Below are 13,199 nucleotides of genomic sequence, written 5' to 3'. Positions count from 1 at the left end.
ACGGCGATGTTTCTCGTGATTGGCGGCGCGGGCGCGCAAGAATGGCGCACGAGCAGTTCACTGATCAATCCCGAAGCCGAGACCAAGCCGTTCGAGGGCTACAGCTACGTCAATCCCGAGGCGCCCAAGGGAGGCACCCTCAACTCGGCCGCCTTCGGCACGTTCGACAGCTTCAATCCCTTCATCGTGCGTGGTACGCCGGCTGCCGGCCTCACCTATTTCGGCGGCGTCCTCTGGGAAACGCTGATGCAGCAATCGCCGGAAGATCCGGGCACCAGCCATCCGCTGATCGCAGAAGCGTTCAAATATCCGGATGACTACTCCTTGGCCACCTACCGCCTCAATCCGCAGGCGCGCTGGCATGACGGCACGCCCATAACGGCGGAGGATGTCGTCTGGTCCTTCAATACGCTCAAGGAGATCAGCCCTCAGCACAATCGCTATTTCGCCAGCGTGGAAGAGGCCGTCGCGCTCTCCGACCACGAGGTGGAATTTCGCTTCGACCAGGCCGGCAACCGTGAACTTCCCCACATCATGGGCGACCTGCCCGTCCTGCCGAAGCACTGGTGGGAGGGAACCGACGCCCAGGGCAGGAAACGCGACATCAAAAGCCCCACGCTGGAGCCGCCGCTCGGCAGCGGGCCTTACCGCATCGCGCGGTTCCAGCCAGGCTCGGAGATCATCTGGGAGCGCGTCGAGGACTATTGGGCGGCGGACCTGCCGGTCAATATCGGGCGGAACAATTTTGACCGTCTGCGCTACACCTATTTCCAGGACGACAATGCGGAATTCCTGGCCTTCACCAAGGGGGGCTTCGAGGATGTGCGCCGCGAACTCAGCACGCGCCGGTGGGTGCAGGATTATGATTTCCCTGCACTCGAGGAAGGCGACGTCATCAAGCACGAGTTCACTGACACGTCGATCGAACCGATGCAGGCCTTCGTCTTCAACATGCGCGAGCCGCGATTCCAGGATCGCAGGGTACGCGAGGCCCTGACGCTGGCCTATAATTTCCAGGAGCAGAACCGGACCCAGTTCTTCGGCCTCAACAAGCGGTTCGGCAGCTATTTTGAGAAGTCCGACGAACTCGCCTCCAGCGGCCTGCCCCAGGGACGGGAGCTCAAAGTCCTGGAGGAGTTCCGCGATCAGCTTCCGCCGGAAGTCTTCACCGAGGAATTCAAGCTGCCGGTCTTCGATGCGCCGCAGGCCGAACGGCAGTATTTGCGCGAGGCCGTCCGCCTCTTCGACGAGGCCGGCTGGGAGATCAGGAACGGTCGCATGGTCAACAAGGAAACGGGCGAGCAATTCCGCATCGAGTTCCTCGGCGCCTCGCCGACCTCCGAGGTCATCACCGGCGCCATCATTCCCAATCTGCGGCGTATCGGCATCGACGCGACCCTGCGAATCATCGACACGTCCCAGTATATCCAGCGGGTGCAGAACTTCGATTTCGATGCGATCACCTACCGTTTCGCGCAGTCGGAATCGCCGGGCAACGAACAGCGCGACTATTGGGGCTCGGAAGCCGCCGATCTGCCCGGCTCGCAGAACGTGGCCGGCATCAAGGACCCGGTGGTCGACGCGCTGATCCAGAAAATCATCTACGCCAAGGACCGGGAAGACCTGACTGCAACCGTCAGGGCGCTCGACCGCGTGCTCCTGTGGAACTACTACACCGTTCCGCAATATTACCAGCCGACGCTCCGCTACGCGTACTGGAACAAGTTCGGTATTCCCAAAAAGCAGCCCGACTATGCGGGGGTGGACATCTTCTCCTGGTGGATCGATCCGGAGCGCGAAGCTGCGCTCGCAGCCAAGTACAGGAGCCAAAACTGACGACCGCCGACTTTTCCGCCCTGTCGCGCCGCCGGTTTCTGGAATTTTCCGGCGCGGCCCTCGCCACTCCGCTTCTCGGCCGCAGGGCCTTTGCCGCTATCCCGACGGGCAAGTCGCTGCATGGGCTATCGGCATTCGGAGATCTCAAATATCCGGCCGGCTTCGAGCACTTCGACTATGCCAGTCTCGATGCACCGAAGGGCGGAACCATCACGTTCCAACCCGGCTACTGGTTCTTCAACCAGAATGTCCAGACCTTCAACACGCTGAACAGCTATGTGCGCACGGGCGACGCACCACCACGCATGGAGCTGTGCTTCGACGCCTTGATGATGAGCGCCTGGGACGAGCCGGACAGCGTTTACGGCCTCGTGGCCGAAAGCGTCGCGATATCGGAGGACCGCAACAGCTTCACCTTCAAGCTGCGTCCGGAAGCCCGTTTCCACGACGGCTCGCCGATCACGGCGGAGGACGTGGCCTTCAGCTACACGCTCCTGAAGGAGAAGGGCCATCCGGATTTCGTTCTCACGCTTTCCGAAATGACAGCGGCGGAAGCAGTGGGTTCTCGTGAATTCCGCATCGTCTTCTCGGGCAAGCAATCCGACCGCACGATTCTGGACGTGGTGCTCTATCCGATTTTTTCGAAAGCCTCACTGGAGGGAAAGCCCTTCGACAGTTCCAGGCTCGAGCCTCTGCTGGGCTCGGGGCCTTACAAGGTGGGGCGTTTCTCTGCCGGGCGTTATATTGAATACGAGCGTGTGGAGGACGATTGGGCGCGTGACCTGCCGGCGCGCCGCGGCCTCTATCATTTCGATCGCATCCGCATCGAATTCTACAGCGACCGCAACGCGGCGTTCGAAGCCTTCAAGAAAGGCGTGACGGTCTTTCGCGAGGAGTTCACTTCGCGGGTATGGGCTACGGGATACGATTTCCCCGCGATCCAGGATGGACGCGTCGTCAAGCGTGAATTCCCGAGCGAGCTGCGCCCCTATTTCTATTGCAAGGCGCTCAACCAGCGCCGGGAGCGCTTCCGCGATCCACGCGTGCGCGAGGCGGTCAATCTCTGCTTCGATTTCGAGTGGATCAACAAGAACCTGTTCTACGGACTCTACGATCGCTCCCAGTCTCCTTTCGAAAAGTCTCCCTACAAAGCGGAAGGGCTCCCGAGTGAGAGCGAACTCGCCCTGCTCGAGCCCTTGCGTGGGAAAGTGCCCGATGCCGTTTTCGGCGAAGCCGTCATGCAGCCGGTGTCGGACGGATCCGGTCGTGATCGAAAAATGCTGCGCCGCGCCCAGGAACTGATGCAAGCCGCCGGCTGGCGGAAACAAAATGGCGTGCTCACCAACGCCGACGGCGAGCCGTTCACGCTTGAATACCTCGTCAACGACCAGGTCTTTCTCAGCGTGGAGCCGAGCTTCCTGGGCAATCTGCGCGCCATCGGGATCGATGCCCGGATGCGCCATGTCGATCCTACGCAATATCAGCTGCGGCTCGTCAGCTTCGATTTCGATATGACGGAGATTGCCTTCTCCCTAGGGGCGACGCCCACCTACGACACCCTGGTTCAGTTCTTCCATTCGAGCACGGCCTCCGTGGAGGGCGCGCACAACTATCCCGGCATGGCGGACGCAACCGTCGATTCGCTCATCGAAACCGCAGGCAAGGCCCAGACCCGCGAAGCCTTCACCACGGCCATGCGGGCGCTGGATCGGGTCTTGCGCGCAAGGCGAGACTGGATTCCAAATTGGTATTCGGCGAATCACAGGGTCGCCTATTGGGACATGTTCGGCTTCAAGGAACCGAAACCTGATTATTTCTTCCCCGTCGAAGCGCTGTGGTGGTACGACGAGGAAAAGGCAAAAGCGATTGGGAAAGCATAGAAGCGGCGTGACTGTCATTCTTCCTACCGCATCACCGAACGGGGCAATCGGCTGATGGGCGCCTATATCCTGCGCCGTCTGCTTTTGATGATCCCGACCCTGTTCGGCATCATGGCTATCTCCTTCATCGTCGTGCAGTTCGCTCCGGGCGGTCCGGTCGAGCAGGTGATCGCCCAGGTGACCGGCCAGGGAGGGGGCGCGGACGCCCGCATCGGCGGCGGAGGCGGGGACACGGGCGGCCAGAGCTTCGAGGCCGCTGGCGGGACTTCGCGCTATCGCGGCGCGCAGGGGCTCGATCCCGAATTCATCGCCGAACTCGAGAGGCAGTTCGGCTTCGACAGGCCGCCGCTCGAGCGTTTCGGACTGATGCTGTGGAACTATATCCGCTTCGATTTCGGGGAAAGCTACTTCCGCGACATCTCCGTGGTGGACCTCATTCTGGAAAAAATGCCGGTCTCCGTCTCCCTCGGCATCTGGATCACGCTCCTGTCCTACGGCATCTCGATCCCGCTCGGCATCCGGAAGGCGGTGAAGGACGGCACGCCCTTCGATGTCTGGACCAGCGGCGTGGTCATTGTCGCCTATGCCATCCCGAGCTTCCTGTTCGCGATCCTTCTGATGGTGCTTTTTGCGGGAGGCTCCTTCTTCGACTGGTTTCCGCTGCGCGGCCTCACATCGGACAACTGGGCCTCTCTTTCCTGGCCCGAGAGGATCCTCGACTATTTCTGGCACCTCGCCCTTCCGCTGACCGCGCTGGTGCTTTCCGCCTTCGCCACGACCACCCTTTTGACGAAGAACTCCTTCCTCGACGAGATCCGGAAACAATATGTGGTCACGGCCCGGGCGAAGGGCCTCTCGGAGGGACAGGTCCTCTACGGCCATGTCTTCCGCAACGCGATGTTGCTTATCATCGCCGGTTTCCCTGGTGCCTTCATCTCCTCTTTCTTCACCGGCTCGTTGCTCATCGAGAGCATCTTCTCGCTCGACGGGCTCGGGCTTCTCGGCTTCCGCTCCGTGATCGACCGCGATTATCCCGTCGTGTTCGCGACCCTCTACATCTTCTCCCTGCTGGGGCTCGTCATCAGCCTGATCTCTGATCTCACCTATACGCTCATCGATCCGCGCATCGACTTCGAGCGGAGGGACGTCTAAATGTCGGACCTTCAGTCGAAGGGGCAGGTGGAACAAGTGCGCGAGCGTGTTTCGCGGCCGTGGCTCTCGCCCATCAACCAGCGGCGGTGGCAGAGCTTCAAAGCGAACCGGCGCGGCTACTGGTCGCTCTGGATTTTCCTCGTCCTCTTCATCCTGTCGCTCTTTGCCGAATTCATCGCCAATGACCGGCCGCTGATCGCCTCCTATCAGGGCGAAATCCTGTTTCCCGTCCTGGTGGACTATCCGGAAGAGAAGTTCGGCGGGTTTCTCGCCGTCACGGACTATCGCGACCCCTTCATCCAGGACGAGATCAACGGCAACGGCTGGATGATCTGGCCGCCGATCCGCTATTCCTATCGCACCGTCAACAGCGAGATTCCGGAGGCCGCGCCCGCGAAGCCCTCCTGGCTCTACACCAATGAGGTTCGCTGCCAACGCTATCCGCAGGGTGTCGACGATCCCAACTGCACGCTCGGCAATTGGAACTGGCTCGGCACGGACGACCAGGCGCGCGACGTGCTCGCCCGTGTGATCTACGGCTTCCGCATCTCCGTTCTCTTCGGCCTCATCCTCACTGCGCTTTCCGCCCTCATCGGCGTCTCGGCGGGGGCCGTGCAGGGCTATTTCGGCGGCTGGACAGACCTTCTCTTCCAGCGCTTCATCGAGATATGGTCGTCGATCCCCGTCCTCTACCTGATCCTGATCATCGCCGCCGTGCTGCCGCCGGGCTTCTGGATCCTGCTCGGCATCATGCTGCTCTTCTCATGGGTGGCCTTTGTCGGCGTGGTGCGAGCGGAATTCCTGCGTGCGCGCAATTTCGAGTATGTGAGTGCGGCGCGGGCGCTGGGCGTGGGCAATCGTACCATCATGTTCCGTCATCTGCTTCCCAATGCGATGGTAGCGACACTTACCTTCCTGCCCTTCATCCTCAACGGCTCTATCACCACGCTCACCTCGCTCGATTTCCTGGGCTTCGGCCTGCCGCCGGGCTCTCCCTCGCTGGGCGAGCTCCTGCGCCAGGGCCAGCGCAACCTGAATGCCCCCTGGCTCGGCATCACCGGTTTCTTCAGCCTCTCGATCATGCTCTCCCTGCTGATCTTCGTGGGTGAGGCGGTGCGGGACGCCTTCGACCCGCGGAAGACGTTCAAATGAGCGACGCGCTTCTTTCCATCCGCGATCTCTCCGTCGCCTTCACGCAAGGGAGCGGGGAAACGCTCGCCGTCGATCACGTCTCCTTCGACATCCAGGAGCGCGAGACAGTCGCGCTCGTCGGCGAATCTGGTTCCGGCAAGTCCGTGACGGCGCTTTCCGTCCTGCGGCTCCTTCCTTATCCCGCCGCAAGCCATCCCTCCGGAGAAATCCTCTATGGGGGCCGCGACCTGCTTGCGGCGGACGACAAGGTCCTGAGAGAGGTGCGCGGTGACGACATCAGCATGATCTTCCAGGAGCCGATGACCTCGCTCAACCCGCTGCACACGATCGAGCGGCAGGTGGGGGAGGTGCTCAAGCTGCACAGGGGCATGAGCGACAAGGCGGCGCGCGAGCGCACGCTGGAGCTCTTGAACCAGGTGGGAATCCGCGAGCCGGAGAAGCGGCTCGACGCATTCCCGCACCAGCTCTCCGGCGGCCAACGCCAGCGCGTGATGATCGCCATGGCCCTTGCCAACGAGCCGAAGCTGCTCATCGCCGACGAGCCGACCACCGCTCTCGACGTGACCGTACAGGCGCAGATCCTCGAGCTTCTCGGCAGGCTCAAGCGCGACCAGAACCTCTCGATGCTCTTCATCACCCATGACCTCGGCATCGTGCGCAAGGTGGCGGACCGGGTGTACGTGATGACCGGCGGCAAGATCGTTGAGAGTGGGCCGACGGAGCGGATTTTCACGGATCCCCAGCACGAGTACACGCGCCACCTGCTCGCCGCCGAACCGAAGGGCGAACCGCCGAAGGCGGACCGCTCGGCCGAGAAGGTGATGGAGGGGGATCAAATCAAGGTCTGGTTCCCGATCAAGAGGGGCTTCCTCCGGCGCACCGTGGACTATGTGAAGGGCGTGGACGGAGTGGACGTTGCGGTAAGGGCCGGGCAGACGCTGGGGGTGGTGGGCGAATCCGGCTCCGGCAAGACCACGCTCGGGCTGGCCCTTTCGCGCATGATCGCTTCCCAAGGTGAAATCCGCTTCGGGGGCGAGCGGATCGACGGGCGGTCCTTCCGCGAGATGCGGCCGCTGAGGCGGGAAATGCAGATCGTCTTCCAGGACCCCTTCGGCAGCTTGAGCCCCCGGATGTCGGTGGCGGAGATCATCCAGGAGGGCCTCAGGATCCACGAGCCCCGGCTCTCCCCGGAGGAGCGCGACCGGATGGTGGTCGACGTGCTCAAAGAAGTCGGGCTCGATCCGGAGGCGCGCTTCCGATACCCGCACGAATTCTCCGGCGGGCAGAGGCAGCGCATCGCGATCGCCCGGGCGATGGTGCTCAAGCCGCGCTTCGTAATGCTGGACGAGCCCACCTCCGCGCTCGACATGAGCGTGCAGGCGCAGGTGGTGGACCTTTTGCGCGACCTGCAGAAACGGCATGACCTCGCCTATCTCTTCATCAGCCATGATCTCAAGGTGATCCGTGCGCTGGCCAACGAGGTGATCGTGATGCGCAACGGCAAGGTGGTGGAGGCGGGCACGGCAGACCAGATCTTCCACGAGCCGAAGACAGAGTACACGCGCGCGCTGATCGCTGCCGCCTTTGAGATCCAGGCAGCACCCACGGGCGTGGTGAGCGAATAATCCGGGGAGGAACCATGCGTGAAAAGCCGGCCGCCGGCCGCATCCTGCTTTCCATCACGGGCATGTACCCGCAACGCTGGTACGAGATGCTTTCCAAGGCACGCTCCGTGGTGCTGGAACCGGAAGGCGAGGAAGACCCGACCATCGAGTATGCGGTGGTGTGGAAACAGAAGCGCGGCGTCCTGAAGCGGCTGCCCAACCTGAAAGTGATCTTTTCCGCCGGCGCGGGGGTCGACCACCTGCTTGCCGACGCCGAATTGCCGGACGTGCCGATCGTGCGCGTGGTGGCGGAGAATCTCGCGCAACACATGGTCGAATATATCTCGTGGCGGGTGCTCGACCATCACCGTCAGGGGATCACATATCGTGCGCAGCAGGCGCAGAAGATCTGGCACGAGCCGCCACAGCCCCCGGCGAACGAAGTGAGTGTGGGCATCATGGGCCTCGGCGAGCTCGGCGGTGCCGCGGCGAAAGCGCTTCTTGCGCTGGGCTTCAAGGTGAACGGGTGGAGCCGGCGTGAAAAGCGCGTGGAAGGTGTCTCCACCTTTCATGGGCGGGATGGGCTGACGCCTTTCCTCAACGCGACCGACATCCTCGTGGTGCTGCTGCCGCTCACGTCCGTCACCGAGGGCGTGGTGGATTTCTCGGTGCTCGAGCGGCTGAGGCGGGACGGGCGGCTCGGAGGTCCGTGCCTCGTCAACGCCGGGCGCGGGCGCCTGCAGAAGGAGGCGGACATCCTGCGGGCGCTCGACGAGGGCGTGCTCAAGGAAGCGAGCCTCGACGTGTTCGAGCAGGAGCCGCTTGACCCGAAGAGTCCGCTCTGGACGCATCCCCGCGTCTTCGTGACACCCCACGCGGCAGCGACCTCCGATGCCACGCATCTGGTGCCGCTGATGCTTGAGCAGATCGAAGCCTTCGAGCGCGGCGAGCCGCTGAAGAACGTCGTCGACCGCGCCGCGGGCTATTGAGGAATTCATTCTCCCGTTGAGGAGAAGTGTCAGCCGTGCTCCATCGCTCTCGCGTCTGGAAGGCTCTCGCGGGGTGCTTCCTCAGTCCCCCATCTTCAGCGCCTGGATGAACGCCTCCTGCGGGATTTCCACCTTGCCGAACTGGCGCATGCGCTTCTTCCCTTCCTTCTGCTTCTCAAGAAGCTTGCGCTTGCGGGTGACGTCGCCGCCATAGCACTTGGCCGTCACGTCCTTGCGCAACGCGCGGATCGTCTCGCGGGCGATGATGCGGCCGCCGATTGCCGCCTGGATCGGGATTTGGAACATGTGCTGAGGGATGAGGTCCTTCAGCTTCTCGCACATGGCACGGCCGCGGCGCTCGGCCTGGGAGCGGTGGACGAGCATGGAGAGTGCATCGACCGGTTCGGCATTGACAAGGATCTGCATCTTCACGAGGTCGCCCTCGCGATAGTCGGTGATCTGATAATCGAAGCTCGCGTAGCCGCGGCTGATGGACTTCAGCTTGTCGTAGAAATCGAACACCACCTCGTTCAAGGGCAGATCATAGACCAGCATGGCGCGCGAGCCGGCATAGGAGAGATCGGCCTGGATGCCGCGGCGCTCCTGGCAGAGCTTGAGGATGGCACCCAGATGCTCGTCCGGCGTGAGGATGGTGGCGCGAATCCACGGTTCTTCGATCGAGGCGATCTTGACCGGGTCCGGCATGTCGGCGGGGTTGTGGAGCTCGACCGTCGTGCCGTCGGTCAGGTTCATGCGGTAGACGACCGAGGGCGCGGTGGCGATCAGGTCGAGGTCGAACTCGCGGGAGAGGCGCTCCTGGATGATCTCGAGATGCAGAAGGCCCAGGAAACCGCAGCGGAAACCGAAGCCGAGCGCGGCCGAGGTCTCCATCTCGTAGGAGAAGCTGGCGTCATTCAGACGCAGCCTGCCGACGGCGGCGCGCAGGTCCTCGAAATCGGCTGCATCCACGGGGAAAAGCCCGCAAAAGACCACCGGCTGAGCCGGCTTGAAGCCGGGAAGGGCCTTGGCCGTGGAGCGCTTGTCCTCGGTGATCGTGTCGCCCACGCGGGTATCGGCCACCTCCTTGATGGAGGCGGTGATGAAGCCGATCTCGCCGGGGCCGAGGGAATCCACCAGCACCATCTTGGGCGTCATGACGCCGACGCGCTCGACGGGGTATTTGGCGCCGGTGCCCATCATGCGGATGGTCTGGCCCTTCTTCATGACGCCGTCGATGACGCGCACGAGCACGATGACGCCGAGATAGGCGTCATACCAGGAATCGACGAGCAGCGCCTTGAGAGGCGCGTCGGCAGTGCCCTCGCGCGGCGGAGGGAGGCGCTTGACGATCGCCTCCAGCACCTCGTCCACGCCGAGGCCGGTCTTGGCGGAGATCATCAGGGCGTCCGACGCGTCGAGGCCGATCACATCCTCGATCTGCGCTTTGACGCGCTCGGGCTCGGCGGCGGGGAGGTCGACCTTGTTGAGGACGGGCACGATCTCATGGTTGTTGTCGAGCGCCTGGTAGACATTGGCGAGCGTCTGCGCTTCCACCCCCTGGGAGGCGTCGACGACGAGCAGGGAGCCCTCGCAGGCGGCGAGCGAACGCGAGACCTCGTAGGCGAAGTCGACATGGCCCGGCGTGTCGATGAGGTTCAGGACGTAGTGCTGGCCGTCCTTCGCGTCATATTCGAGGCGAACCGTGTTCGCCTTGATGGTGATGCCGCGCTCGCGCTCGATATCCATGGAATCGAGCACCTGCTCCTTCATCTCACGCTCCTCCAGGCTGCCGGTCATCTGGATGAGCCGGTCGGCGAGCGTGGACTTGCCATGGTCGATATGGGCGACGATGGAGAAGTTGCGGATTCTGGAAAGGGGCGTGTTCGTCATGGGCGGCATGTAGCAGCGGTGATGGGGATCGGCAAGCGGAGTGCGATGCCGGAAGGCGTGTGGGCGAAAGGGCGGCGGAGGCGCAATTGGCCTCTGGTTAACCGGCCCTTTACGCTGCGAGCAATCTGCCCCGTAAAGCCCTTCCAGAAAAAATCGAACATTTACGAACTCTTAGAACCGGGCCGGCCACGGTGCGTCGCGCAGGCGGAGGGACTTTGACGGTGTTGGAATTGTTCGGCTTCGAACCAAGTGGCGGGGCGGTCGGGCCGGCATCGATTCCCCTGATATTCGGCCTCGCAGCGGCGGCGCTGATCGGCGTGCTGCTTTTCCTTCGGCACGCCAGGCAGGACGCGCGGGCCAAGGCGGAGAGCACACGAGATCCCTCCCAGACCATCGCAAAGGCGGTGCGGGGCTTGAGGCTGCGCTACATCATCGTGATGGCCGCGCTGATCGTGCCGGGCACGCTCTTCATGCTGGGCTCGCACTATGCCAATGCCCGCTTCTCGAACGTGACACAGCTCGCCGTGATCGTGGCCGAGGCGGCCGACACGGCCGAGCACGCCGCCCGCACCACGATCCTGATGTCGAGCAGGGTTGGCAGCGGCATGCCGAGAGCGGACATCGCGCTCGCGGCGGGTGCCGAGCGGCTGGAGAGTGTGATCACGCGAATGGCGGCACTGTGGGAACAACTCGACCCGGGGCTGAGGGATTGGCTGATGTCGGGCCGCGCTGGCCTGCGCGAGGAGCCGGTGAAGCTTCTGCGGGAGTTTCAGGGCGCGCTCCGGCACGCGGCGACGGCCGCCCCTGAGCAGTGGGAGGCGGCGGCGCTGCATCTGGACGACATGATCACCTTCCGCGTGCAGCCCGACCTTGCCCAGCTCGCTGGCGCGCTGCGCGAGTTCAACCAGCAACTGGCGCATCAAGTGAAGTTCGCCATCAACGTGGTCGGCGTGGCGCTCGCCTCCTTCGCGGCGGCGATCCTGCTCTTCATCTTCCTGCCCATGGACCGTTCGATCCGGCATGCGCTCAAACGGCTGAAGACCGCGCTCGAGGGCGCGAAGGCTGCCGACAGAGCCAAATCGGAGTTCCTGGCCAATATGAGCCACGAGATCCGCACGCCGATGAACGGGGTGCTGGGCATGGCGGAACTGATGGCCAACACCAATCTCGACCAGCGCCAGCGCACCTATAACGACGTGATCGTGAAATCCGGCAACGCGCTGTTGTCCATCATCAACGACATTCTCGACTACTCGAAGATCGAGGCCGGCCACGCACAGCTAGATCCCGTTCCCTTCAACCTGGCGGAGGCGATAGAGGACGTGGCGACGCTGGTTTCCCCCCACGCCTCGGAGAAGGATCTGGAGCTCATCGTCAGAGTTGATCCGAAGCTGCCCGAATGGGTGGTGGGCGACGGCGGCCGGGTGCGGCAAATCCTTACCAACCTCGCGGGGAACGCGATCAAGTTTACCGAGCACGGGCATGTATTGATGGAGGTGCTGCCGGATCGAGACATGGTGCTGTTCCAAATCTCCGATACGGGCATCGGCATCCCGGAGGACAAGCTGGCGAGCGTGTTCGAGAAATTCAGCCAGGTCGACGGATCATCGACCCGGCGGCACGAGGGCACGGGCCTGGGGCTTGCCATCGCCTCGAGGCTTGTCACCCTGATGGGCGGATCGATCGGGGTCGAGAGCAAGCTCGGCAAGGGTTCCGTCTTCCGCTGCCGCATTCCGCTGCCTGCACGCGAAGACCAGCGCGCGGAGCGGACGGTGCCGGCACCTGCGAAGGGAGCGCGCATCCTCATTGTCGACGACAACGAGATCAACCGGCGCATTCTGACCGAGCAGATGCATAACTGGGGGTTCCGTTCCGCGGCGGTGGAAAGCGGCGAGCGCGCGCTCGCCTTCCTTGACCGGGCGGTACGCTTCGGCGCGCCGGTGGATCTCGTGATCCTCGACTACCAGATGCCGGAAATGAACGGGGCGAAGCTTCTGCGGCGCATGCGCGCAACGCCTCACGGGGCGGCGACGGCTGCGATCCTGCTCACCTCGGTGGACGATTCGACGGCGATGCTGGATTTCAGATCGTCCGGCGCCCAGGCAGTGCTGACGAAACCCGCCCGCTCGGCACAGTTGCGCAGGGCGATCATCGATGCGCTGGCCGATGGGAGGCGGGCGGAGGAAAGTTCTCTCCACCTCGTCGACGAGGAACAGCACGTGGTGGCGGCTCCGGAACATGGGGCCATGCCGCTCGCGGGCCTGCAGGAGCAGCGCCTGGACGTGCTGGTGGCCGAGGACAACGAGGTGAACCAGCTTCTTTTCCGGCAGATCCTGGAAAATTCCCGACGCCGCTTCGCGATCGCCGAAACCGGCCGTGAGGCCGTGGCGCTGTGGCGCGGCCGCCGGCCCGGCATCATTCTCATGGATGTATCCATGCCTGAAATGAACGGTCTCGAAGCCACCGTGGCGATCAGGCGTGCGGAAAAGGAGCAGGACCTGCCGCGCACCCCGATCATCGGCCTGACGGCTCACGCGCTGGAGGGAGACCGCGAACGCTGCTTCGCGGCCGGGATGGACGACTACCTGACCAAACCCGTGTCACCCGCCCGCCTGGGCGTGAAGATCGAGGAATGGCTGCCACGGGTAGATGCAGAGCCCTCCGAGGCATGAGGACGGATACCGCATCGCGGCGCA

At 63.4% G+C, this 13,199-nt stretch carries 8 protein-coding genes; 7 read left to right on the top strand and 1 reads right to left on the bottom strand.

Annotation, left to right across the window (positions count from 1 at the left end; genetic code table 11):
- Positions 1-6 precede the first annotated feature (6 nt).
- Genes PVE73_RS25770 through PVE73_RS25745 form a run of 6 tightly spaced genes read left to right on the top strand, consistent with a single transcriptional unit; the run spans position 7 to position 8,613 of the window.
- Complete coding sequence (locus PVE73_RS25770; protein ID WP_277367584.1) at positions 7-1,836, top strand: extracellular solute-binding protein; 1,830 nt, start codon at positions 7-9, stop codon at positions 1,834-1,836.
- Positions 1,833-3,716 carry an extracellular solute-binding protein gene (locus PVE73_RS25765; protein ID WP_277367583.1) on the top strand — a complete coding sequence of 628 codons (1,884 nt, stop codon included), beginning with the start codon at positions 1,833-1,835 and terminating at the stop codon, positions 3,714-3,716. The genes PVE73_RS25770 and PVE73_RS25765 overlap by 4 nt, the downstream gene beginning before the upstream one ends.
- Before the next feature lie 54 nt (positions 3,717-3,770).
- Entirely contained in the window at positions 3,771-4,868 is a 1,098-nt protein-coding gene (locus PVE73_RS25760) for a microcin C ABC transporter permease YejB (RefSeq protein ID WP_277364960.1), read from the top strand.
- Positions 4,869-6,020, top strand: a complete 1,152-nt coding sequence (locus PVE73_RS25755; protein ID WP_277364959.1) for an ABC transporter permease — start codon at positions 4,869-4,871, stop codon at positions 6,018-6,020.
- Positions 6,017-7,645 (top strand): ABC transporter ATP-binding protein, encoded by a 1,629-nt coding sequence (locus PVE73_RS25750; protein WP_277364958.1) that lies wholly within the window; start codon positions 6,017-6,019, stop codon positions 7,643-7,645. Before PVE73_RS25755 ends, PVE73_RS25750 begins: the two co-directional genes overlap by 4 nt.
- Before the next feature lie 14 nt (positions 7,646-7,659).
- Positions 7,660-8,613: a glyoxylate/hydroxypyruvate reductase A gene (locus PVE73_RS25745; protein ID WP_277364957.1), complete on the top strand. Its 954-nt coding sequence runs from the start codon at positions 7,660-7,662 to the stop codon at positions 8,611-8,613.
- A gap of 81 nt (positions 8,614-8,694) precedes the next feature.
- On the opposite strand, the gene lepA is transcribed toward PVE73_RS25745, so the two are convergent.
- Positions 8,695-10,503, bottom strand: a complete 1,809-nt coding sequence (lepA, locus tag PVE73_RS25740; protein ID WP_277364956.1) for a translation elongation factor 4 — start codon at positions 10,501-10,503, stop codon at positions 8,695-8,697.
- Positions 10,504-10,724: 221 nt separating this feature from the next.
- On the opposite strand from lepA, the gene PVE73_RS25735 reads away from it, so the two are divergent.
- Positions 10,725-13,175, top strand: a complete 2,451-nt coding sequence (locus PVE73_RS25735; protein WP_277367582.1) for a response regulator — start codon at positions 10,725-10,727, stop codon at positions 13,173-13,175.
- Positions 13,176-13,199: the final 24 nt, after the last annotated feature.

Source organism: Chelativorans sp. AA-79, from assembly GCF_029457495.1.
GTDB lineage: Bacteria > Pseudomonadota > Alphaproteobacteria > Rhizobiales > Rhizobiaceae > Chelativorans.
This window is presented reverse-complemented; position numbering and strand designations above follow the sequence as displayed.

Coding starts and splice junctions, on each gene's coding strand:
- lepA (WP_277364956.1), bottom strand. CDS start 10,503: ATGACGAACACGCCCCTTTCCAGAATCCGCAACTTCTCCATCGTCGCC.
- PVE73_RS25770 (WP_277367584.1), top strand. CDS start 7: ATGTTTCTCGTGATTGGCGGCGCGGGCGCGCAAGAATGGCGCACGAGC.
- PVE73_RS25750 (WP_277364958.1), top strand. CDS start 6,017: ATGAGCGACGCGCTTCTTTCCATCCGCGATCTCTCCGTCGCCTTCACG.
- PVE73_RS25745 (WP_277364957.1), top strand. CDS start 7,660: ATGCGTGAAAAGCCGGCCGCCGGCCGCATCCTGCTTTCCATCACGGGC.
- PVE73_RS25760 (WP_277364960.1), top strand. CDS start 3,771: ATGGGCGCCTATATCCTGCGCCGTCTGCTTTTGATGATCCCGACCCTG.
- PVE73_RS25755 (WP_277364959.1), top strand. CDS start 4,869: ATGTCGGACCTTCAGTCGAAGGGGCAGGTGGAACAAGTGCGCGAGCGT.